Consider the following 20,939-nt stretch of genomic DNA (forward strand, 5'->3'; position numbering starts at 1 on the left):
ATGACAGCCCCGCCCCGCCCGTGTAATCGGTAGGCTCAGGCCGACCGGCCGCCCCTCCGGACACCGGGAGAGACAATGCCCCAGATCAGCGCCATCAATTGCATCGAGGTTCCCGACGGCATGGAGGACACCGCCATCCGCGTGCGCAACGCCTATGTCGACTATTTTCGCGGCAAGGCGGGGTTCGTCTCCTCCACCTTCTACCGCGCCTCCACCGCGCGAGGGCTTATCAACTTCATCAACATCGTGGTGTGGGAATCGCAGGCGGCCTATGACGCGGTCGTCAACGAAGGCTACGGCAATGCCGAGGGGCTGAACGCCGACGGCATGAAGGTGCTGGGCAAGGGCTTTCCGGAACCGATCGTCGTCCATCCCGGCGTCTTCGAGATCATCGCCGACTGAGACCGGCGCCGGATCTCCCGAAGCCAAAACTCACGCATGCGCCGTCCAGCCGCGCAAGGTGAAGGCGGCGTAGAAGAGGCTCGCATCCGCAAAGCCCGCGTCGCGCAGCAGGTCCTCGTCATGGCCCGGATCGAGGGCCATCTCGCTGGCTTCGATCGCCGACCGCGCCGCGCTTACCTGCTCCGGGTCCGCGCCGGACGCCAGCGCGAAAGCGGCATAGCGCGACAGCCATGCGGAGCGTTCCCCCGCCCCTTGCGGAAAGCTGCAATGGACGGCGACAAACGGCGCGCCGGGCTTCAGCCTGCGATGGATCTCCCCCGCCGTGCGCCGCCGCTCGCCCGGCGAAAGGAAATGCAGGGTGAGCAGGCAGACAGCCCCGTCGAACGGGCCCTCCGGCGCGTCGTCGATATAGCCCTGCACCAGTTCGATCCGCGCCATGGCAGGCCCGAGCACGTCCCGCGCCAGGTCCAGCATCGGTCCGGCCGGATCGACCCCGACGAAATGCCAGCCCGGATGGGCATCCGACAGCGCCTTCAGCTCCAGGCCGCCCCCCGCCCCCAGCACCAGGATCCTCGCATCCTCCGGCGCCTCTTCCGCCAGCAGGAGGCCGGTCATGCGGTGCAGGTCGGCAAGACCGGGCACGTAGCGGCGCGGTCCATCGATATAGTGCGCAACCGCCTGAGGGTCCTGGAACGACTTGAGGAACGGGTTAATGCTGTCTTCAGTGGACGTTTTCAATGTCAATCTCCGTCTCCGGCGCGCCGCGGCGCGCGACAAGCCCTGCATGAAACTCGGCGCTGAGGGCGGCGAGCGTCACCTCGCCGAGGCGGGCAAGCAGCAAGGCCTCCGCCTCCTGGAAGGCGCTGTCGAGCGCCGTGTTGACCGCCTGCTCGACAAGGCAACCGGGCGCCTCGTTGCGATTGCCCATGGCAAAGAGCGACGGCCGGCCCAGCGCGTCGTAGACATCGCGCAGGGTGATTTCGGAAAGATCGCGGGCGATCCTCCAGCCGCCGCGATGGCCCTTTTCCGAGCGCACATAGCCGCGCTCGCGCAGGCCCGCCATGATCCGGCGGATCACGACAGGGTTGGTGCACATGGCTCTCGCCAGCACCTCTGAGGTCACGGGACCGTCATGCTCGGCCATGTGCAGAAGCACGTGGAGCACGCCGGACAGGCGGCTGTCTCTTTTCATGGAACTTTATATGTTACGTGATATCGGTGTTGTCAAGCCGCCGCGGCACCGGCAGCCGGCGGAAAGCAGGGCCTGCACCGCCGCTACTTGATCATCCAGGTGATCGCAGTCCGGTAGCCATGCGCCTCCAGCGCCTCGATCTTGGAGGGCCACGCGGCCGGGCAGATCACCACTGCAGCGCCGATCCCGCGCCGGGCGAACGCGGCTTCCGCCGCTTGCAGCAGCGCTCCCGCCCCTTTCCCGTCATCAGAAAGCCGGGTCGGATCGGCAAAGTCGCGATGGAAGAAGTCGTCCAGAATTCCGGTCGCGGAAATGTCATGGGCGGGTGGAAAATGCAGGCGCGAGGCCGGCTGGGCGATCGCGTAGCCCTCGAGCGCGTCGCTCTCGCCTGCGACCAGCATGTCCCGATCCTCAAGAGTGAGGCTACGCCGCATCCAGGCATCGAAGCGGGTGTCGGCCTGCGGATGCGGGGCCCAGAACCGCGCGTTGAGCGCTGCAATCACGCGCCTGTGCTCGGCACTGAGGGCAACGATCCCGGCAATGTCGCCGTCACCCGCCGGGCGAACCGCGCCCGCTGCCGGAACCGCCTGCAGTCCGGATTTTGCAAGATAGAGCGTGATCGGCCGGTAACCCGCCTGCTCCAGCATCGCGCATTGCCGCAAGCCAATGCCGGAGGCGAGATGCAACTGCACCCCGACGGCGCGAAGATCCGCCTCCGCCGCCTCGACAAGCGCCAGCATCGTGCCTTCCGGCGCCGTCTTCGTCACGAAACATTCCGGCATCAGGAGACCCGGGTCACCCCAGTTTCCGGCATAGATCGGCGGCACCGGCAGCACCAGCGAATGGGCCATCCCGACCAGTTCGCCCCCGACCTCGGCGACCAGCCAGGCATGCCGGGGCCCATGCCCCTCGCCCGCAATGGCGGCGGCAAGCGCCGCGCCGACCCTGGTCCCGGCATCGCCGGCCAGCCCCCACAGGCCGGGACTACCTGCGCGGCGCTCGCCCGCGTCCTCCAGAAGAAGGTTGGTCATCGACGGGATGTCCGCCTCCCGCGCCGCCCTGATTGCCACTGCCAACGTTCCTTTCGCCATGCGTTCGCGCTCCTTGCTTCGGGGCAAGGATAGGCGATCCGGCTCCTCTTCGGCCAGAAATCGCCGCATGGGAGAGCCATCCGAATTTTTCTTCGGCCAATGCCCTGCCTGCCTTTGTCCGACAAACCGGCAATTACCCTACGACAGGCTCACCTGCCCGACATTGGCGAGCTTCTGCACCGCACTGCAGCAAGAAAAAGGTCGCTTGACGGTCTGTTTGTCCGTGTGCAAGCTTTGTCCGACAAAGGGACGAACTGACACGGCGCACAAGCAAGAGGCGTCGGCGGACCGTCCGGGGGAGGCTTTCGACATGTCGGTGGCGGAGAGTGGCCGGTTCGAGAAGATCAAGGTGCCGTCCGCCTACCAGATGGTGGCGGAGGCCATCGAACGGGAAATCATGGCCGGCAGGCTGCGCCCGGGCGACGAGATCGGAACCGAGGCGGAACTGGTGCGCCAGTTCGGCGTCAATCGCTCGACAGTGCGCGAGGGCATCCGCCTGCTCGAACAGGGCGGGCTGGTCCAGCGCGAGGCCGGCCGCAAGCTCTATGTCTGCCTGCCGCATTACCGCAAGCTCTCCGACCGCATGAGCCGCGCCCTGGTGCTGCACCAGGTGACGTTCCGCGAATTGTTCAACGCCTCGATGATCCTCGAGCTCGGCGTCATCGAAGCTGCGGTGGAAAACGCCGACGCCGACGACCTCGCCGCGCTGGAAGCCAACCAGAAGCAGGCCGAGGCCGCTGTCGACGATCCGGTCCGGCTTGCCGAGATCGACACGAATTTCCACGCGCTGCTCGCCCGGGCCTCAGGCAACCGGGTACTTGAACTGGCGCGCGAACCCGCCGCCCTGCTGTTTTTTCCGACGTCGGAGTTGATCTGCCGCAGGGTCCCGCAAGGCGCGGGGCGCATGGTCACCGCACACCGTCACATGATCGACGCGGTGGCCTCGCGCGACAAGGAGACGGCACGGGTCTGGACCCGGCGACACCTCGTCGACTGGAGGAAGGGCTTCGAGCGCGCCGGGCGCGACATCGACGAGCCCGTGGAACGGATTTTCGAGCGCCTGTCCACGGCCAGGCAGTACTCGTGAGGACTTGACCGCAAGGTCCGTGGAGGCGGGCCGAAGACAGTATCGGGGAGGAACATGTCGGACGTTTTCAACGACCGGTCGGTAGCGACCGGCATCATCGTGCGCGCCCGCTTCCGGAAGGATCGCGGATGACGGGCAAAAGCGAAACCGGCGCCACCGGCGCGGCGCGTCTCGAGGTCGAGGGCCTGTCGCTCTCCTTCGGCGGCCTCAAGGCGTTGAGCACCGTGTCCTTCGCGGCCGAGCCGGGTTCGATCACGGCCCTGATCGGCCCGAACGGGGCCGGCAAGACCTCGATGTTCAACTGCATTTCCGGCTTCTACCACCCGCAGCAGGGCGCCGTCCGCTTCGATGGCCGCGACGTGACGCGCATGCATCCGCCCGGACGCGCCGCGCTCGGCTTCGCCCGCACCTTCCAGAACATTGCCCTGTTCCGCGGCATGACCGTGCTCGACAACATCAAGCTCGGCCGCCACGCCCACATGAAGACGAACCTGCTGCAGGCCCTCGCCTACTGGGGCCCCGCCCAGCGCGAGGAAATGGCCCTGCGCGCCGAAGTCGAGGAGCGCATCATCGACTTCCTCGAGATCAACCACATCCGCAACATGCCCGTCGCCGCCCTCTCCTATGGCTTGCAGAAGCGCGTCGAGCTTGCCCGCGCGCTCGCCATGCGGCCCCGCATCCTGCTTCTCGACGAGCCGGTCGCCGGCATGAACCGCGAGGAGACGGAGGACATGGCCCGCTTCATCCTCGACGTGAAGGAGGAATGGGGCACCACCATCCTGATGGTCGAGCACGACATGGGCATGGTGATGGACATCTCCGACCATGTCGTCGTGCTGAATTTCGGCCAGGTCATCGCCAGCGGGTTGCCGCACAAGGTGCAGGCCGACCCGCATGTCACAGAAGCCTATCTGGGCAGCGGCGACCCGGCCGCCCTGATGGCGCGGTTGAGGGGCGAAGGGCCGGATGCCGGCCGCAACCGGGAGGAAGTGGCATGAGCGATCTCCTGTTCTTCATCGAGGTGACGCTGGCGGGCCTCGGCTCCGGCGCGCTGCTGGCGCTCACCGCGCTTGCCTTCGTGCTGATCTACAAGGCGACGCGGGTCATCAACCTGGCCGTCGGCGAGATGCTGATGCTCGGCGGCTACCTGTTCTTCGCCTTCGCCGCCGGGCTCGGCCTGCCGGCATGGGCGGCGATACCGCTCGCGGTCGCCGGCGGGGGACTGGTCGGCGCGATCGTCGAGCGCGGCCTGATCCGCCCGATGCTGGGCGAAAACCCGATCTCCGTCTTCATGGTGACGATCGGCCTCGGCTCGGTGCTGGTCGGGCTGGTCGAACTGGTCTGGGGCACCGATCCGCGCGCCCTGCCCGCCTTCATGGGCACGGCGCCGGTCTTCATCGGCGAGGCCTATGTGTCGCGCAAGATCGCCATCGCCTTCGTCGTCGCGGCCGTCGTCATCGCCGTCTTCCTCGCCCTCTTCCGCTTCTGGCGCGGCGGCGTCGCGCTGCGCGCCACGGCCACCGACCAGGCGGCCGCCTATTCCTGCGGCATCAACGTGCCGGGGGTCTTCTCGCTTGCCTGGATCGTGGGTTGCGGCACCGCCGCCGGCGCCGGGGTGCTGCTTGGCTCTATCGGCGGCATCTCGCCGGCCATGGGCGTGTTCGGATTGTCGGCGCTGGTCGTCGTCATCGTCGGCGGGCTCGATTCGGTCGCCGGCGCCCTTGTCGGCGGGCTGGTCATCGGCCTGATCGAAGCCTGGGCCGGCACCTATCTGGGCGGCGAATTCAAGCTCGTCACCACTTTCGGCCTTCTCCTCGTCGCGCTGATGATCCGCCCTTACGGGCTGTTCGGCACGACCGAAATCGAGCGTCTTTGACATGCAGATCGGAACCGCCAAACACAGCTACCGGGCCGACGAGGCGCTGCTGACGACACGGCCGCAGCGCGTGTGGTTGGCGCTCTTCGCACTCGGCCTTTGCGCTGCCCCCTTCCTGCTCGACAATTACTGGCTCTATCTCGCCTGCCTCGTCGCCATCAACGTGGCGAGCGCCACCGGCCTCAACATCCTGACCGGCTATACCGGCCTCGTCAGTCTCGGCCAGGCGGCCTTCATGGCGGTCGGCGCCTACACGGTCGGCTGGATGCAGCTGAACCTGCCGACGCCCTTCCTGCTCAACCTTCTTGCCGGCGGCGTCACCGCGGCAGCGGTCGGTCTGGTGGTCGGCCTGCCGAGCCTCAGGGTCAAGGGGCTGTACCTGGCCATCGCCACCATCGCCGCCTCCTTCATCCTGCATTTCGTCTTCGTCAACTGGGAGAGCGTGACCAACGGCAACAGCGGGCTGACGCTGACGCCGGCCACCTTCCTCGGCACCCCGCTGACGGACTATTCGCAGCTCTATTTCGTCTTCGTGCCGATCACCGCCCTGATGGTGCTGGGCGCCGCCAACCTCTTCCGCACCCGCATCGGCCGCGCCTTCATCGCCATCCGCGACCGCGACATCTCGGCCGAGGTGCTGGGCATCTCGCTGCTGCGCACCAAGCTGATGAGTTTCGCGATCTCGTCCTTCTATGCCGGCATCGCCGGCGGCATGTGGGCCTATTTCTTCCGCGTCGTCACGCCGGAGAGCTTCCCCTTCGTCTATTCGATCTTCTTCCTTGCAGCGATCATCGTCGGCGGCATGGGAACGATCCTTGGCGCCATTCTGGGCGCCGTCTTCATGACCCTGGTGCCGGAGCTTCTGCGCTTCGGCATCGACTGGCTGACCCCCGTCCTTCCAAACGCGGCGGCGATGCTCTCGCCGGTGCGCACCATCGTTTTCGGCCTGCTGATCGTCGGCTTTCTCATCTTCGAGCCGAAGGGACTTGCCGAAATCGTCCAGAGAACACGGCGTTACTTCCATCTCTGGCCCTTCAAGAAGTGAATGACCGAAAAGTCACGACAAAACCGGAGGAAACCATGTTTGGCATCACCAGGAGAACGCTGATCGCCCTTTCGGCATCGGCAGCCATCGCCACCTCGCTGCCCGCGGCGGCGGCGGACGACATCGTCATCGGCGGCTCGATCCCGCTCACCGGCGTCTTTGCCTTTGCCGGCATCGGCATCGAGGCGGGCATGCAGGACTATATCAAGATCCTCAACGAGGCCGGCGGCATCCAGGGGCGCAAGGTGCGCCTCGCCTACGAGGACACCGGCTACAAAGTCGATGCCTCCGTCGCCGTCTTCAACAAGCTGACGAGCCAGGACGAGATCCATCTCTACTACGGCGACTCGACCGGCTTCGCCAAGACGATCAACGGCGAACTTGACCGGCTCGGCTCGATCATGATGGCGGGTGCGTCCTTCGCCACCGAGCTGAACGATCCCAAGACCTTCCCGCACCAGTTCATGGCGGGTCCCGACTATTCCGAGATGACCGGCATCCTGCTGGAATACATCGCCAAGGAGAAGCCGGGCGCGAAGATCGTGCTGGTCAATTCCGACACGGAATTCGGCCGCGACCCGATCGCCGCCACCAAGGCGCGGGCCGGAGAACTCGGCCTCGAGGTCGTCGAGGAGATCATCACCCCGCCGACCGCCGTCGATGTCTCCACCGAAGTCCTGAAGCTGCGCCGCGCCCGGCCGGACTACACGATCTTCCACGGCTACGTGCTGGCGCCGCTGCCGGAATTCATGAGCCAGGCCAAGCAGCTCGGCCTGGAAACCAAGTTCATGGGCACCTTCTGGTCGATGGATTCCAGCATCTGGGCCAAGGTCGGCGAGACCGCCGACGGCTTCATGGGCGTCATGCCCTACCGCTACTACTATGACGAGGCCGGCGACGCGCCGATGCTCGACCGCATCCGCGAGATGCGCCCCGAGTACCAGTCGACGCCCTACATGCAGGGCTTCCTCACCGCCATGCTGTTCACCGAGGCGGCCAAGCGCACGCTCGAGGCCGGCAAGGAGCTCAACGGCGCCAACCTGAAGGCCGCCCTCAACTCGATCGAGAACTTCGACACCGGCGGCATCATCGGCGTGCCGATCTCGGTCCCCGGCAATTCCATCCCGGTCGGCCGCATCTATCGCTACGACGCGAGTGCCCAGAAGATGCAGCCGGCTTCCGACTGGATCAGCGTGCAGGAGTAAGCAAGATGGCCGCGGACATCCTCCTCGACATCAACAACATCGAGGTCGTCTACAACAAGACGGTGCAGGTGCTCCGCGGCCTGTCGCTGAGCGTCGAGCGGGGCAAGATCGTCACCCTGCTCGGCTCCAACGGCGCCGGCAAGTCGACGACGCTGAAGGCGGTGTCGAACCTGCTCGCGCTGGAGAACGGCGCCGTCACCGCCGGCGCGATCCGCTTCGACGGCGATGACATTTCCCGCCTGGCGCCGCACGCGCTGGTGCGGCGCGGCCTCTTCCACGTGATGGAGGGGCGCCGCATCTTCGAGGACCTGACGGTCGAGGAAAACCTGACGGCGGCGACCTTCGCGCTGTCCGGGCGCGGGCTGAAGCCGACCTCCTTCGACCTCGTCTACCAGTACTTCCCGCGCCTGTTCGAGCGGCGCCAGGGACGGGCCGGCTATCTCTCGGGCGGCGAGCAGCAGATGCTGGCGATCGGTCGGGCGCTGATCGCCCAGCCTTCGCTGATCCTGCTGGACGAGCCCTCGCTCGGCCTCTCCCCTGTGCTGGTCGAGGAGATATTCACCATCATCGCCTCGATCAACCGCGATCTCGGCGTATCGATGCTCCTGGTCGAACAGAACGCGGCCGTCGCCTTCGCCGTCTCCCATTACGGCTACATCATGGAGACCGGCAAGATCGTCCTCGACGGGCCGAGCGAGCGGCTGGTGAAGGACGACGACGTGCGCGAGTTCTACCTCGGCGCCAGCGGCGGCGAGGGCACCAAGAGCTACCGCGACATCAAGCATTACAAGCGCCGCAAGCGCTGGCTGTCCTGAGGCGAGACGACCATGGCCGACTTCCCCGAACTCACCCTGCCGCAGATGCTGCGCGTCCATGCCGAGAAGATGCCGGACCGGGTCGCGGTGCTGCAGAAGGATTTCGGCATCTGGAACCCGCTCACCTGGTGCCAGTATCACGAGCGCGCCTGCGACGTCGGCCACGGGCTGCTCGCCCTTGGCCTCGGCGACAGGGGGCACGTGGCGGTGCTGTCGGAAAACCGTGTCGAATGGGTGCTCGCCCAGCTCGGCGCCGGCATCGTTGGCGGCGTCACCATCGGCGTCTATCCGACCAGCCCGGCGAACGAGGTCGGCTATGTGCTGGAGCATTCCGACAGCGAGATCATCGTCTGCGAGGACCAGGAGCAACTCGACAAGGTGATCGAGATGCGCGACCAGCTGCCGAAGCTGCGCCGGGTGGTCGTGATCGAGACCAAGGGCCTGCGCGGATATTCCGGCGACTTCGTCATTTCCTTTGCCGCGATGGAGGAGATGGGGCGGGCCCATCGCGCCGCCCGTCCCGGCCTGGCCGGGGAAAGCCTTGCCGCGCGCACGCTCGATGACGTGGCGCTGATGATCTACACCTCGGGTTCGACCGGCAAGCCCAAGGGCGCGATGCTCTCCTATCGCAACCTGCGCGCCCAGGCGATCGCGGTCGCCGATCGCATCGGCCTCGACGCCGACACCGTGCATCTTTCCTACCTGCCGCTGTGCCATGTCGCCGAGCAGATGGTGACGGTGATGGCGCCGGTCTATCTCGGCGCGCGGATCTGCTTCGGCGAATCCATTCGCACCGTGCAGGACGACCTGCGCGAGGTCGCCCCCTCCTCCTTCCTCGGCGTGCCGCGGATCTGGGAGAAGCTGCATTCCTCGATCCATATCCGCATGCTGGAGGCGGGCGGTTACCGCCGGGCCCTCTACGAGCGGGCCTATCGCGCCTGCGAGCCCTTCGCCGAGAAGCCGAAGGCCGCGCGCAGCATCGGCGAGCGGTTGACCTTCGCGCTCTGCTACCTTCTCGTCTTCCGCGCCCTGCAGAACTATATCGGCCTGCGCCGCGCCCGCATCGCCATGACCGGCGCAGCACCGATCTCGCCGAAGATCGTGCATTTCTTCCGCACCATCGGCGTGCCGCTGGTCGAGGTCTACGGCATGACGGAATCGAGTGGCGTGGCGCTCGGCCAGACCCTCGACCGGCTCGTGCCCGGCTCCGTCGGCCCGGCGGTCAAGGGCGTCGAGGCGCGCATGGGCGAGCACGGCGAGTTGCAGATCAGGGGCGATACGGTCTTCGTCGGCTATTACAAGAACGACGCCGCGACGGCGTCTTCCCTGCGCGACGGCTGGCTGCATACCGGCGACGTGGTCGAGACCGAGGGCGACGAGTTCCGTATCGTCGACCGGCTGAAGGACATCATGATCACCGCCGGCGGCAAGAACCTCAGCCCCTCGGAGATCGAGAACACCGTCAAGGGCAGCCCCTATATCAAGGAATGCATCGTCATCGGCGAGGGGCGCAAATACGTCTCCGCGCTGATCCAGATCGACTTCGAGACCGTCGCCAAATGGGCGGAGGAGGAGAACCTGTCCTACACCAATTTCCGCAGCCTCGCCGAGAACCCGGCGGTGCGTGAACTGGTCGACAGCGAGATCCGGGCCGCCAACGGCCAGCTCGCCCAGGTTTCCCACATCCGCCGCTTCCACCTGCTGACCAAGGAGCTGGACCACGACGACGACGAGGTGACGGCGACGATGAAGGTGCGCCGCTCCAGCATCCAGACCAAATATGCCGGCGAGATCGCCGGCCTCTACGCAGCCGGCTGACACGCGTCAGGCAGGCCCTCCCCTTTTCGAACGGAGCCCCGCAAAAGCCATGCCCGACGCCCTGATCTACGACCACCTGCGCACGCCGCGCGGCCGTGGCAAGCCGGACGGCGCCCTGCACGAGGTAACGCCGATCCGTCTCGCCACCACGGTGCTCGAGGCTGTGCGCGAGCGCAACACGCTCGACACGGCCCTTGTCGACGACGTGGTGATGGGCATCGTCATGCCCGTCGGCGAGCAGGGCCAGTGCCTGCCGAGGGTGGCCGCCATCGCCGCCGGTTACTCGCAGGAGACCGCCGGCGTGCAGGTCAACCGCTTCTGTGCATCCGGCCTGGAGGCCTGCAACATGGCGGCGGCCAAGGTGATGGCCGGGCAGGCCGGCATGATGGTCGCCGGCGGGGTGGAATCCATGTCGCGCGTCCCGATCCTGTCCGATGGCGGCGCCTGGGGCGCCGATCCTCAAGTGGCGGCCGCCACCTCCTTCGTGCCGCAAGGCATCTCCGCCGACCTGATCGCGACCAAATGGGGCTACTCGCGCGAGGATGTGGACGCCTATGCGGTGGAGAGCCATCGCCGCGCGGCCCGCGCCTGGTCGGAAGGCCGCTTCACGGCCAGCGTGGTTCCCGTTCACGACCGGGTCGGCGAGGTGCTGCTCGCCCGCGACGAGACCATTCGCGGCAACTCGACGACGGACGATCTGGCCCGGCTGAAGCCGTCCTTCGTCGCGCTCGGCGAAAAGGCAGGCTTCGACGCGATCGCGCTGGAGCGCTATCCGGATTTCGACGCGATCCGCCATGTTCATCACGCCGGCAACTCCTCCGGCATCGTCGACGGCGCCGCCGCCGTCCTGCTGGGCACGCGCGAGGCCGGCAAGCGCGCCGGACTGACCCCGCGCGGCCGCATCCGCGCCTTCGCCGAAATCGGCTCGGAGCCGACCATCATGCTGACCGCGCCGTCCTTCGCCGCCGAAAAGGCGCTGAAACGCGCCGGCATGACGGTGGCCGACATCGACCTCTTCGAGATCAACGAGGCCTTCGCCGCCGTCGCCATGCGCTTCATCGAGGCGCTCGACCTCGACCCGGAGACGGTCAACGTCAACGGCGGGGCGATCGCCATGGGCCATCCGCTCGGCGCCACCGGCGCGATGATCCTCGGCACCGCGCTGGACGAACTGGAGCGTACCGGCAAGCAGACCGCCCTCGTCACCCTGTGCGTCGGCGCCGGCATGGGCGTTGCCACCATCATCGAACGGATCTGAGGAGGTGCCCATGCTGACGAGCGCAATCGACAAGGACGGCATCGCGCTGGTGACCATCGACATGCCCGGCCGCTCGATGAATGTCATCGACTGGGCCTTCACCGACGCCTTGCGCACCGAAATCACCCGGCTGGCGGCCGACCCGCAGGTGGCCGGCATCATCATCTCGTCGGGCAAGGCGAGCTTCATCGCCGGCGCGGACCTTGCCATCATGAACGGCATGAGCGGCCCTGGCACCTCGCCGGCGAGCGCATCCGAACGCATCCGCGCCATGACGGACGCGTTCCGGGCGATCGAGACATGCGGCAAGCCGGTCGTAGCAGTGGCAAGCGGCACCGCGCTCGGCGGCGGGCTGAAACTGATGCTCGCCTGCCACTACCGCATCGCGGCACGCAACGGGAAAGCCGTCTTCGGCCTGCCCGAGGTGACGCTCGGCATCCTGCCGGGCGCCGGCGGCACCCAGCGCCTGCCCCGCGTCATCGGCATCGAGGCAGCCCTCCCGCTGCTGCTGGAAGGGCAACGCCTTTCCGCCGACGAGGCGCTCGCACTCGGCATCCTCGACGAACTGGCCGAGCCGGAGGACCTCGTCGCGGCCGCCAGGCGGGCGATCGCGGAAGGCCGTGTCCCGCCGGATGCGCCCTGGGACCGCAAGGGCTTCGCCCCGCCCGGCCCGGCCGTCGCCTCCGAAGCCGCTTCGAACGTCTTCCTCCTTGCCAATGCAAGGGTTCGCGCCACCGGCCAGAGAAACTACCCCGCACTGGAGGCGATCCTTTCCTGCGTCTACGAGGGGTTGCGGCTCCCCATCGACAAGGCGCTCAAGGTCGAGCGGCAGTATTTCGGCCATCTGGTGCATGGCGAAGTGGCACAGGCGATGATCGGCACGCAGTTCTTTGCCCGCCAGGCGCTCGCCCGCGAGGGCCGCGCCAAAGCGGATCCAGACGGGCCTCTCGCCCTCGCCTGCCGCAACGCGCTTGACGCGGAGGCGCTGCGGATGATGGCGCAGGGCACGAGCCCGGCCTTCATCCGCAACGCGGCCCGCGTCGTCGGGCTGGCCACCCCACCGCGACTGCCGAACGGGGACGGAGCAGCGGTCGAAAGCGACCGCACGGGCCTGCGCCCGGCCGGCCTGCGGCTGCTGCGCGCTGCAGCCCTTGCGGCGGCAGCGGCACTTGAGCGCGGCGATGTCGCCTCGGCGGCCGAGGCGGATGTCCACGCCATCGACGCGGCCGGCTTTCCGGTCTGGACCGGCGGGCCGCTGACGATGATCGACACGGCCGGCGCTGCCGCCTTCGCCGCCGCCTGCCGCGCCGACGGGCTGGAGATCCCCGTCGGTCTTGCCGCCATGGCCCGCGACGGCGGACGGTTCCACCCGAACAAGGAGGCAGCCGCATGAGCGACGAGCTGGTGCTTGCCGATATCGATGCCACGAGCGGCGTCGCGACGATAACGATCAACCGGCCGAAGGTTCTGAACGCCCTCGACGTGCCGACGGCGCGCGCCTTCCTCAAGGCGGTGCGCGAGGTGACGGCGCGCAAGGACGTGCGCTGCATCGTGCTGCGCGGCGCCGGACGTGCTTTCGTCGCCGGCGGCGACGTCGCCGCCTTCGGCTCCGATCCCGACCGCGCCGCCGAGGTCGTGCACGAGTTGCTCGATGCACTGCATCCCGCGCTGGTGGCGCTGCGCGAGGCCCCTGCCCCGGTGATCGCCGCCGTGCGCGGCGTTGCCGCCGGCGCCGGCTTCAGCCTGGTGCTGGGCGCAGACCTTGCGGTCGCGGAAACGGATGCCCGCTTCGTCATCGCCTATGACCGCATCGGCACCACGCCCGATTGCGGCGCCACCTTCGCCCTGCCGCGCAAGGTCGGACGGGCAAAGGCGATGGAACTGATGCTGCTCGGCCAGACGCTGTCGGCGGACGAGGCAAAAGCGGCCGGCATCGTCAACGCGGTGGTCGGCCCCGACGAGCTTGACGCCCATGCCGAGACCATGGCGCGGCGCATCGCCAGCGGACCGACACGCGCCTACGGTGCCTATCGCAAGCTTGTCGACGCCGCGTTCGACCACCCGTTCGCCGCCCATCTGGAGGCGGAACGCGCCTCTTTCATCCGCATGACCGAAACCGGCGACTTCCGCGAGGGCGTTGCGGCCTTCCTGGACAAGCGCCAACCGCAGTTCCGCGGCGAATGAACGGATCGCACGCAGAGACGGGTACAGGAGACGTTGCATGACCCTGCCGACAGCACTCGAGGGCCGACTGAAACTGCCGGCGATCGCCTCGCCGATGTTCCTCGCCTCCGGGCCGGATCTCGTCGTCGAGACCTGCCGCTCCGGCGTGATCGGCACCTTCCCCGCCCTCAACCAGCGCACGAGCGAGGGCTATGGCGACTGGCTTACGGAGATCGAGGAGCGCCTCGCCGCACATCCCGATGCCGCGCCCTACGGGGTCAACCTGATCGTCCACCGCAGCAATGCGCGGCTCGAAGCCGATCTGGAGGTGACCGTTGCGCGCAAGGTGCCGCTCGTCATCACCTCGCTCGGAGCCAATCCGGACGTCGTCTCCGCCGTGCACTCCTATGGCGGGCTGGTGTTCCATGACATCATCAACCCGCGTCACGCGAAAAAGGCGGCCGAGGCCGGTGTCGACGGCATCATCGCGGTCTGCGCCGGGGCCGGCGGCCATGCCGGCACGATGAGCCCCTTCGCCCTCGTGTCCGAGATCCGCGCCTTCTACGACGGCGCCATCATTCTGGCGGGCGCCATCAACACCGGCGCCCAGGTCGTCGCCGCCCGGGCGATGGGTGCGGACCTCGCCTATCTCGGCACCCGCTTCCTGGCGACGAGGGAAGCCATGATCGTCGACGACTACAAGCAGATGATCCTGGATGCGAGCGCTGCCGACATCCTCTACACCCCGGCGATCAGCGGCGTGAACGCCAACTTCCTGCGCCCGAGCATCGAGCGCGCCGGCCTCGACCCGGACAACCTGCAGCACGCGGGATCGCTCGATATGGGCAGCGAGGCAAAGGTGTGGAAGAACATCTGGTCCGCCGGCCAGGGCACCGGCACGATCACCGACCTGCCGAAAGCGGCCGAGTTGTGCGACCGGCTCACGGCGGAATATCGCGCCGCCTGCGCCGGCATTGCCGCCGACCCTTACGCCTGAGGCGCCGGGCGGCGGCAATGCCGTCCCGCTACGAGGTCGGGGCGGGTTCGGCCTGCGCGGCAGGCGGCTTGCCGATATTGGTGCTCTCGCCCGGATCCTCGACCGGCACCAGCCGGATAGTGACCGGGTTGGGGTCGTGGTCGAGGGTCGCCCCCGACACCGCGTCGACCCCGACGCCGATCACCCCGCCGACGAGGAGATTGCCGGCAAGCCCGGCGGCCCCCTTGCCGCTCATCTTCGTGTCGACGAAGACCTGCCCGGGCTTGTAGCCCTCCTTCGCGGCGTGGACCGTGAAGGTCTTCTTGCGGCTCACCTTCACCGTGCAGGGCGAGGTCTTGCAGGAATGGCCGAGCGTGGTGGTGATCCGGGCATCGGCCGGCTCGGCGTTGATGACGACCTCTTCCGAGGTGCCGCGGGCAATGGACGCGCAACCCGTGACGAGGATCGCGCAGGCAATCACACAAACAACTGATTTCATTGTCCCCCCCAATAAGGACGGCAATGCACCATGCCGGGCACGTCAAGTCGACGGAAATGTCGACATGGTTTGTGACGAAGCCGGCGGCCGCAGCGCTGCGACTACGTGGCAGGCTTCCCGTTGATCCCGGCATCGATCCAGGCGCCCGTCTGCTCCAGAATCTCGTCGGAAAGGGCGGGATCGTCGACCGCACGGGCGAGCATCACCGCTCCCACCATCGCCGCCCAGCTTCCGATTGCCGCCCGGCGTCTGTCGCCCGGATCCATCGCCGGTAGCGCCTCCTCGACGCGCCCGATCTGCGAGCGAAGACCGTCCGTCATGGCCAGGCGTGCCGCCGGGCCCTGATGGCGAATGGCCGCGGCAAGGGCCGCATTAGGGCACCCCCCGGCGGCATTGTCGCGGTGGCGCGGCGAAAGATAGGCATCAACATACCCGCAGATATCGCCATTCCCGCCTGAACCGCCGGCCAGGACATGGTCAAGGGTCTGCGCAATCAGGTCGTCCTTAGAACTGAAATGACCATAGAAGCCGCCATGGGTGAGCCCGGCGGCCTTCATCACCTCGGCGACACTGACCGCGTCGAACCCCTTGTCGCGAAACAGCCGGCCCGCCTCCTCCAGGATCCGCTGACGGTTCTCCGCCATCTGCTCTCGACTGACCTTCATTTTCTATTCCCCGCCGGTCCCATTGACATTTACATGATATTCATCATATTTAGCATCAATCATGATGATCATCATGAATATAGGCTATACCCCGAAAGAGAGCAATCCATGGCCGCAATTCCCTCAGTCCTCATCACCGGCGCCTCCACCGGCATCGGAGCCGCCTACGCCGAGCGCTTTGCCCGCCGGGGCCACGACCTCGTGCTGGTTGCCCGCGACACGACCCGAATGGAAGCGCTGTCGGCGCACCTGCGCCGGGAGACCGGCGTTGCGATCGACATCATCCAGGCCGACCTCACGCAGCCCGCCGAGCTTGCGGCGACGGAAGCGAGGCTACGCGACGACACGCGCATCGGTATCCTGGTCAACAATGCCGGAACCGCCATCGGCGGAAGCTTCATCGAGCAGAGCACCGACGATGTTGCGCGGCTGGTGGCGCTCAACACGACCGCCCTTCTGCGGCTTGCCAGCGCCATTGCCCCGCGCCTTGCAGAGGCGGGCGAGGGAGCGATCATCAACATCGGTTCCGTGGTCGCCCTGGTCCCGGAGTTCGGCATGACCGTTTACGGCGCAACCAAGGCCTTCGTCCTGTTCCTGTCGCAGGGGCTCAGCCTCGAACTCGAGCCGAAGGGCGTCTATGTCCAGGCCGTGCTGCCCGCCACGACGCGAACCGAAATCTGGGAACGCGCCGGTGCCGACGTCAACACGCTGTCCAACGTGATGGAGGTCGGCGATCTGGTCGACGCGGCGCTGGTCGGTTTCGACCGCCGCGAGCCGGTGACCATCCCCCCGCTTCCCGATTCCGGTCAGTGGGACGCACTTCAAGCGGCGCGCCAGGCCATGATTCCCAACTATGGAAACGGGCATCCCGCCGAGCGGTATCGCACCCCCGCCTGATCATCGGCAAACATCAACGAGGCACTGCCTGCAGCGGTGACACACAAGGTGACTTATGACCAGCAACGCATTGTTTGAGCCCTACACTCTCGGCTCGCTGACCCTCGCCAATCGGATCGTGATGGCGCCCCTGACACGCAACCGCGCCGGCCCGGGCTTCGTTCCCGGAGATCTCGCCGCGGAGTATTATGGCCAGCGCGCCTCGGCCGGGCTGATCATTTCCGAGGCAACGCAGATCTCGCGGCAGGGACAGGGCTACCAGGACACGCCGGGCATCTACACCCAGGAGCAGGTCGACGGTTGGCGAAAGGTCACCAAGGCCGTCCACGACAAGGGCGGGCGCATTTTCCTGCAGCTCTGGCATGTCGGCCGCGTCAGCCATGTCGACCTCCAGCAGGACGGGGCCGCACCGGTTGCTCCCTCGGCGATCCGGGCCGACACCCGGACATTCGTCAACAACGGCTTCGTCGACGTCTCGCAGCCGCGAGCACTCGAACGCGATGAACTGCCCGGCATCGTGGACGACTTCCGGCAAGCGGCCGCAAACGCCATCGCCGCCGGTTTCGACGGCGTCGAGATCCACGGCGCCAACGGCTATCTGCTCGATCAGTTTGCCCGGGACGACGCCAACATCCGCACGGACGACTACGGCGGCTCGGTCGAGAACCGCGCGCGTCTGATGCTGGAGGTTGCAGCCGCGGTCGTGAAAGAGATCGGCGCCGGGCGTACCGGCATCCGGATATCGCCCGTATCGCCCGCGAACGGTGTCTCAAGCAGCGATCCGCAGGCACAGTTCGATCACATCGTCGACCGGCTCGACGCGCTTGGCATCGTCTACATTCATGTCGTCGAGGGCGCCACGGGCGGGCCGCGCGACGCCGCCTCGTTCGACTTCGGATCCCTGCGCCGGCGCTTCAAGAACGCCTATATCGCCAACAACGGCTATGATCTGGATCTTGCGACCTCGCGACTGGCCGAGGACAAGGCCGACCTGTTCGCCTTCGGTCGGCCCTTTGTCGCCAATCCCGACCTTGTGGAGAGGCTGGAAACCGGTGCGCCGCTTGCCGAGTTCGACCCGGCAACGCTCTATGGCGGCGGCGCCGGGGGCTACACCGACTATCCCGTCATGGCGGGCGAAGGCCGGCCCTGACCTCTTCCGGGCCGCGCACGGGCGCGGCCCGGCCCTTTTGTTCCTCATCATTCGCGGCAGTGTTCCGGCGCAAGACCGGCATTGGCGGAAAACCGGAGAACCGACCCTCATGAAGGCCTTCATCCTCGACGCGTACAAGAAGAACGCAGCCCTGCGTCCCGGCGACATGCCCGTGCCGGCCTTGGACGACGACGACGTTCTGGTGGAGATCCATGCGGCCGGACTCAACCCCCTGGACACGAAACTCCGCGACGGAGCGTTCAAGCGCCTCCTGCCCTATCGCCCGCCCTTCATCCTGGGGCATGACATGGCCGGAACCGTTGTCCGCGCCGGATCGAGGGTGCACCAGTTCAAACCGGGCGACGAGGTCTATGCCCGGCCGCGCGACGGCCGCGTCGGGACGTTTGCGGAACTGATATCCGTCAATGAGGCCGACCTGGCGCTGAAGCCGAAGAACCTGAGCATGGAGGAAGCGGCCTCGATCCCCCTGGTCGGGCTGACAGCCTGGCAGGCATTGGTCGAGCGGGCCGACCTGCAGAACGGACAGAAGATCCTCATCCACGCGGGCTCCGGCGGCGTGGGGACATTCGCCATCCAGCTCGCCAAGCATCTCGGCGCAACGGTGGCGACGACGACAAGCACGGCGAATGTCGAACTGGTCACAAGTCTCGGCGCCGATGTCGTCATCGACTACAAGAGCGAGGACTTCGAGAAGGTTCTGTCCGGCTACGACGTCGTGCTGAACAGTCTCGGGGGCGACACGTTGCGAAAATCCCTGAACGTGCTGAAGCCCGGCGGCAAGCTGATCTCGATCTCCGGTCCGCCGGACCCCGCCTTCGCAAGGGAACAAGGCCTGAACTGGTTCCTCCGACAGGTCATGCGCGTCCTGAGCTTCGGTATCCGAACGAAGGCCGCAGGCCGGGGCGTCGCCTACTCGTTCCTGTTCATGCGCGCGAACGGCGGGCAATTGCGTCAGATCACGTCTCTGATCGAAGCCGGGATCATTCGCCCGGTGATGGACCGGAGCTTCCCGTTCGACGCGACCAACGAAGCCATGGCCTATGTCGAGACGGGACGCTCAAGGGGCAAGGTCGTCGTCAAGCTGAAGTAGATCCCCCGGTCGACAGCGTGTCGGAAGCGCTTCATCCGTTCGTCTCCGCACTCGACGGGCTCCACCAAAATCCGGAGGAAATTCAGGGGCTCAGGTTAAACGTCACCGCGGGAAGGAGCTTGGCTGCCAGCCGCCTCGGATTCAGACGGGCAGGCCGCCCCGGCGACGCGGAGCGACCTGCCGTCTGGCACGAGAAGAATGCATTCAGCCAATCGGCCCGGTTCAGCCTCGACGCCCTCAGCCGGTTCCGAGTTTCGGCGCCGCCATGACATGCGGCGTGTTGAAGGCGTCGAGATCGACCTCTCCCTCGGACCTGGCGACAAGCACGGTACAGGCGCAGTCTCCCACCACATTGAGCGTGGTTCGGGCCATGTCGAGAATGCGGTCTATGCCTGCGATGATCGCCACGCCTTCCAACGGCAATCCCACCGATGCGAGCACCATTGAAAGCATGATGAGACCGCCACCGGGAACGCCCGCCGTACCGATCGACGCGAGTGTCGCGGCAGCGACAATCGTCGCGTAATCGGCGCCTGACAACGTCACGCCGAAGGCCTGCGCGACGAACACGGCGGTGACGCCCTGATACAGCGCCGTGCCATCCATGTTGATGGTGGCGCCGAGCGGCAGGGTAAAGCTCGCCACCGAATTCTTCACGCCAAGGTTTCGCGTCGCGGCCGCCATCGTCACCGGCAGGGTGCCGGCGCTGGACGTACTCGTGAACGAGACGATCGCGGGCTCGATGACCCCTTGAAAGAAACGCACGGGGTTGAGCCTGGCCATGAATGCCACGATCGATCCGTAGACGACCACGGCGTGAATGAGACAGCCGAGGTAAACAGCCAGAATGATCAGCCCGAGCGGCAGGAGCATCTCGAACCCGTAGGTGCCCGCGACCCAGGTCATCAGCGCGAAGACGCCATAGGGCGCGAAGGCGATGACGATTTCGGCAAGCTTCATGATGACCGCGTTGAGGGCCTCGAAGAAGCCGCGGATCGGCTGCGCCACCGCACCGGCGAGGTTGATCGCAAGACCAAAGATGATCGCAAAAAAGATGATCTGCAGGACGTTGCCGTCCGCGGCTGCAGAGATGGGGTTGGCGGGGATGATGCCGACAAGAAGCTTGCCGAACGGCGGGGCGGCTTTGGCGTCCACCGCACCGTCGGCAACCAGGGCAACACCGGCGCCGGGTTCAAGCAATATCCCGAGCAGCAGCCCGATCGTGACGGCGAAAGCCGTTGTACCGAGATAGAAGGCGAGCGTCTTGACGCCGATGCGGCCCATGCGCCCGATCTCGGCGACCGAGGTCATCCCGCACACAAGCGAGACGAAGACCAGCGGCACGACGAGCATCTTGATTGCCGCGATGAACGCGTCACCCACGAGCTTGATCGTACCGGCGACGGCGACGTTTCCAGTCAGGTTGAGCGCCACGCCGAGCGCCAGTCCGAGAACGAGCGCCACGGCGATTTGCTTCCACAGAAGCATGCGTGTCCAGATCGAGAACGGGCGCGCGTGTCTTGATTGCGTTGCCATTTGGTTCCTCCCTTGATGGCATTCACTGCAAGCAATGCCGGCCGCACTCCCCTGCAGCCGGCGATTTTCGGCACAAGCAGGCCCTCGCCTCGCCATTGCGGCGGAGCGTTCCCGGGAACCTGTCGATGTACCAGGCAAAAAAAGCGGCTGCGG

At 66.7% G+C, this 20,939-nt stretch carries 21 protein-coding genes; 15 read left to right on the forward strand and 6 right to left on the reverse strand.

Translation table 11 applies throughout. The annotated features are described in order from the left end of the window. Positions 1 to 75 precede the first annotated feature (75 nt). Positions 76 to 402 (forward strand): antibiotic biosynthesis monooxygenase family protein, encoded by a 327-nt coding sequence (locus ACQY46_RS17915; RefSeq protein ID WP_428697360.1) that lies wholly within the window; start codon positions 76 to 78, stop codon positions 400 to 402. 30 nt (positions 403 to 432) lie between these two features. Here the strand turns inward: ACQY46_RS17915 and ACQY46_RS17920 are convergent, their stop codons facing one another. The 3 genes from ACQY46_RS17920 to ACQY46_RS17930 all read right to left on the reverse strand — a co-directional run bounded on the left by ACQY46_RS17920 (position 433) and on the right by ACQY46_RS17930 (position 2,685). Next, positions 433 to 1,146: a class I SAM-dependent methyltransferase gene (locus ACQY46_RS17920; RefSeq protein ID WP_428697361.1), complete on the reverse strand. Its 714-nt coding sequence runs from the start codon at positions 1,144 to 1,146 to the stop codon at positions 433 to 435. After that, positions 1,124 to 1,594 (reverse strand): RrF2 family transcriptional regulator, encoded by a 471-nt coding sequence (locus tag ACQY46_RS17925; protein ID WP_428697362.1) that lies wholly within the window; start codon positions 1,592 to 1,594, stop codon positions 1,124 to 1,126. The genes ACQY46_RS17920 and ACQY46_RS17925 overlap by 23 nt, the downstream gene beginning before the upstream one ends. An 83-nt stretch (positions 1,595 to 1,677) precedes the next feature. Continuing rightward, positions 1,678 to 2,685, reverse strand: coding sequence for an N-acetyltransferase family protein (locus tag ACQY46_RS17930; protein WP_428697363.1), 1,008 nt, complete (start codon positions 2,683 to 2,685; stop codon positions 1,678 to 1,680). A gap of 310 nt (positions 2,686 to 2,995) precedes the next feature. Between ACQY46_RS17930 and ACQY46_RS17935 the strand changes: the two genes are divergently transcribed. The 11 genes from ACQY46_RS17935 to ACQY46_RS17985 all read left to right on the forward strand — a co-directional run bounded on the left by ACQY46_RS17935 (position 2,996) and on the right by ACQY46_RS17985 (position 14,949). Then, positions 2,996 to 3,772 (forward strand): FadR/GntR family transcriptional regulator, encoded by a 777-nt coding sequence (locus ACQY46_RS17935; protein ID WP_428697364.1) that lies wholly within the window; start codon positions 2,996 to 2,998, stop codon positions 3,770 to 3,772. Between the two features lie 128 nt (positions 3,773 to 3,900). Then, positions 3,901 to 4,770, forward strand: a complete 870-nt coding sequence (locus tag ACQY46_RS17940; protein ID WP_428697365.1) for an ABC transporter ATP-binding protein — start codon at positions 3,901 to 3,903, stop codon at positions 4,768 to 4,770. Beyond that, positions 4,767 to 5,648 (forward strand): branched-chain amino acid ABC transporter permease, encoded by an 882-nt coding sequence (locus ACQY46_RS17945; RefSeq protein WP_428697366.1) that lies wholly within the window; start codon positions 4,767 to 4,769, stop codon positions 5,646 to 5,648. Before ACQY46_RS17940 ends, ACQY46_RS17945 begins: the two co-directional genes overlap by 4 nt. A gap of 1 nt (position 5,649) precedes the next feature. Continuing rightward, a complete protein-coding gene (locus ACQY46_RS17950) occupies positions 5,650 to 6,693 on the forward strand; it encodes a branched-chain amino acid ABC transporter permease (protein ID WP_428697367.1) in 1,044 nt (347 codons plus the stop codon). Between the two features lie 35 nt (positions 6,694 to 6,728). Beyond that, positions 6,729 to 7,898, forward strand: a complete 1,170-nt coding sequence (locus ACQY46_RS17955; protein WP_428697368.1) for an ABC transporter substrate-binding protein — start codon at positions 6,729 to 6,731, stop codon at positions 7,896 to 7,898. 5 nt (positions 7,899 to 7,903) lie between these two features. Further along, positions 7,904 to 8,713 (forward strand): ABC transporter ATP-binding protein, encoded by an 810-nt coding sequence (locus ACQY46_RS17960; RefSeq protein WP_428697369.1) that lies wholly within the window; start codon positions 7,904 to 7,906, stop codon positions 8,711 to 8,713. A gap of 12 nt (positions 8,714 to 8,725) precedes the next feature. Then, positions 8,726 to 10,531 carry an AMP-dependent synthetase/ligase gene (locus tag ACQY46_RS17965; protein ID WP_428697370.1) on the forward strand — a complete coding sequence of 602 codons (1,806 nt, stop codon included), beginning with the start codon at positions 8,726 to 8,728 and terminating at the stop codon, positions 10,529 to 10,531. Positions 10,532 to 10,580: 49 nt separating this feature from the next. After that, on the forward strand, positions 10,581 to 11,789 hold the full coding sequence (locus ACQY46_RS17970; protein ID WP_428697371.1) for an acetyl-CoA C-acetyltransferase: 1,209 nt from the start codon (positions 10,581 to 10,583) through the stop codon (positions 11,787 to 11,789). 10 nt (positions 11,790 to 11,799) lie between these two features. Continuing rightward, positions 11,800 to 13,182, forward strand: coding sequence for an enoyl-CoA hydratase-related protein (locus ACQY46_RS17975; RefSeq protein ID WP_428697372.1), 1,383 nt, complete (start codon positions 11,800 to 11,802; stop codon positions 13,180 to 13,182). Then, on the forward strand, positions 13,179 to 13,973 hold the full coding sequence (locus tag ACQY46_RS17980) for an enoyl-CoA hydratase/isomerase family protein (protein WP_428697373.1): 795 nt from the start codon (positions 13,179 to 13,181) through the stop codon (positions 13,971 to 13,973). The genes ACQY46_RS17975 and ACQY46_RS17980 overlap by 4 nt, the downstream gene beginning before the upstream one ends. 37 nt (positions 13,974 to 14,010) lie before the next feature. Then, positions 14,011 to 14,949 carry an NAD(P)H-dependent flavin oxidoreductase gene (locus ACQY46_RS17985; RefSeq protein WP_428697374.1) on the forward strand — a complete coding sequence of 313 codons (939 nt, stop codon included), beginning with the start codon at positions 14,011 to 14,013 and terminating at the stop codon, positions 14,947 to 14,949. A gap of 28 nt (positions 14,950 to 14,977) precedes the next feature. Here ACQY46_RS17985 and ACQY46_RS17990 read toward each other — a convergent pair whose 3' ends face one another. Then, complete coding sequence (locus tag ACQY46_RS17990; protein ID WP_428697375.1) at positions 14,978 to 15,427, reverse strand: translation initiation factor 2; 450 nt, start codon at positions 15,425 to 15,427, stop codon at positions 14,978 to 14,980. 101 nt (positions 15,428 to 15,528) lie between these two features. Further along, entirely contained in the window at positions 15,529 to 16,092 is a 564-nt protein-coding gene (locus tag ACQY46_RS17995; RefSeq protein WP_428697376.1) for a TetR/AcrR family transcriptional regulator, read from the reverse strand. Positions 16,093 to 16,200: 108 nt separating this feature from the next. Between ACQY46_RS17995 and ACQY46_RS18000 the strand changes: the two genes are divergently transcribed. From ACQY46_RS18000 to ACQY46_RS18010, 3 genes are all read left to right on the forward strand, one after another. Beyond that, positions 16,201 to 16,989, forward strand: a complete 789-nt coding sequence (locus tag ACQY46_RS18000) for an SDR family NAD(P)-dependent oxidoreductase (protein ID WP_428697377.1) — start codon at positions 16,201 to 16,203, stop codon at positions 16,987 to 16,989. Positions 16,990 to 17,044: 55 nt separating this feature from the next. Beyond that, positions 17,045 to 18,139, forward strand: a complete 1,095-nt coding sequence (locus ACQY46_RS18005; RefSeq protein WP_428697378.1) for an alkene reductase — start codon at positions 17,045 to 17,047, stop codon at positions 18,137 to 18,139. 109 nt (positions 18,140 to 18,248) lie between these two features. Next, a complete protein-coding gene (locus ACQY46_RS18010; RefSeq protein ID WP_428697379.1) occupies positions 18,249 to 19,250 on the forward strand; it encodes an NADP-dependent oxidoreductase in 1,002 nt (333 codons plus the stop codon). Positions 19,251 to 19,487: 237 nt separating this feature from the next. Here ACQY46_RS18010 and ACQY46_RS18015 read toward each other — a convergent pair whose 3' ends face one another. Further along, positions 19,488 to 20,786, reverse strand: a complete 1,299-nt coding sequence (locus ACQY46_RS18015; protein WP_428697380.1) for a dicarboxylate/amino acid:cation symporter — start codon at positions 20,784 to 20,786, stop codon at positions 19,488 to 19,490. Positions 20,787 to 20,939: the final 153 nt, after the last annotated feature.

This window comes from Stappia sp. (genome assembly GCF_965276915.1).
Taxonomy (GTDB): Bacteria; Pseudomonadota; Alphaproteobacteria; order Rhizobiales; family Stappiaceae; genus Stappia.

What these genes read in the sequence shown, in the direction of transcription:
- ACQY46_RS17915 (WP_428697360.1), top strand. Translation starts at nt 76, where the DNA reads ATGCCCCAGATCAGCGCCATCAATTGCATCGAGGTTCCCGACGGCATG.
- ACQY46_RS17925 (WP_428697362.1), bottom strand. Translation starts at nt 1,594, where the DNA reads ATGAAAAGAGACAGCCGCCTGTCCGGCGTGCTCCACGTGCTTCTGCAC.
- ACQY46_RS17930 (WP_428697363.1), bottom strand. Translation starts at nt 2,685, where the DNA reads ATGGCGAAAGGAACGTTGGCAGTGGCAATCAGGGCGGCGCGGGAGGCG.
- ACQY46_RS17935 (WP_428697364.1), top strand. Translation starts at nt 2,996, where the DNA reads ATGTCGGTGGCGGAGAGTGGCCGGTTCGAGAAGATCAAGGTGCCGTCC.
- ACQY46_RS17940 (WP_428697365.1), top strand. Translation starts at nt 3,901, where the DNA reads ATGACGGGCAAAAGCGAAACCGGCGCCACCGGCGCGGCGCGTCTCGAG.
- ACQY46_RS17945 (WP_428697366.1), top strand. Translation starts at nt 4,767, where the DNA reads ATGAGCGATCTCCTGTTCTTCATCGAGGTGACGCTGGCGGGCCTCGGC.
- ACQY46_RS17950 (WP_428697367.1), top strand. Translation starts at nt 5,650, where the DNA reads ATGCAGATCGGAACCGCCAAACACAGCTACCGGGCCGACGAGGCGCTG.
- ACQY46_RS17955 (WP_428697368.1), top strand. Translation starts at nt 6,729, where the DNA reads ATGTTTGGCATCACCAGGAGAACGCTGATCGCCCTTTCGGCATCGGCA.
- ACQY46_RS17960 (WP_428697369.1), top strand. Translation starts at nt 7,904, where the DNA reads ATGGCCGCGGACATCCTCCTCGACATCAACAACATCGAGGTCGTCTAC.
- ACQY46_RS17965 (WP_428697370.1), top strand. Translation starts at nt 8,726, where the DNA reads ATGGCCGACTTCCCCGAACTCACCCTGCCGCAGATGCTGCGCGTCCAT.
- ACQY46_RS17970 (WP_428697371.1), top strand. Translation starts at nt 10,581, where the DNA reads ATGCCCGACGCCCTGATCTACGACCACCTGCGCACGCCGCGCGGCCGT.
- ACQY46_RS17975 (WP_428697372.1), top strand. Translation starts at nt 11,800, where the DNA reads ATGCTGACGAGCGCAATCGACAAGGACGGCATCGCGCTGGTGACCATC.
- ACQY46_RS17980 (WP_428697373.1), top strand. Translation starts at nt 13,179, where the DNA reads ATGAGCGACGAGCTGGTGCTTGCCGATATCGATGCCACGAGCGGCGTC.
- ACQY46_RS17985 (WP_428697374.1), top strand. Translation starts at nt 14,011, where the DNA reads ATGACCCTGCCGACAGCACTCGAGGGCCGACTGAAACTGCCGGCGATC.
- ACQY46_RS17990 (WP_428697375.1), bottom strand. Translation starts at nt 15,427, where the DNA reads ATGAAATCAGTTGTTTGTGTGATTGCCTGCGCGATCCTCGTCACGGGT.
- ACQY46_RS17995 (WP_428697376.1), bottom strand. Translation starts at nt 16,092, where the DNA reads ATGAAGGTCAGTCGAGAGCAGATGGCGGAGAACCGTCAGCGGATCCTG.
- ACQY46_RS18000 (WP_428697377.1), top strand. Translation starts at nt 16,201, where the DNA reads ATGGCCGCAATTCCCTCAGTCCTCATCACCGGCGCCTCCACCGGCATC.
- ACQY46_RS18005 (WP_428697378.1), top strand. Translation starts at nt 17,045, where the DNA reads ATGACCAGCAACGCATTGTTTGAGCCCTACACTCTCGGCTCGCTGACC.
- ACQY46_RS18010 (WP_428697379.1), top strand. Translation starts at nt 18,249, where the DNA reads ATGAAGGCCTTCATCCTCGACGCGTACAAGAAGAACGCAGCCCTGCGT.
- ACQY46_RS18015 (WP_428697380.1), bottom strand. Translation starts at nt 20,786, where the DNA reads ATGGCAACGCAATCAAGACACGCGCGCCCGTTCTCGATCTGGACACGC.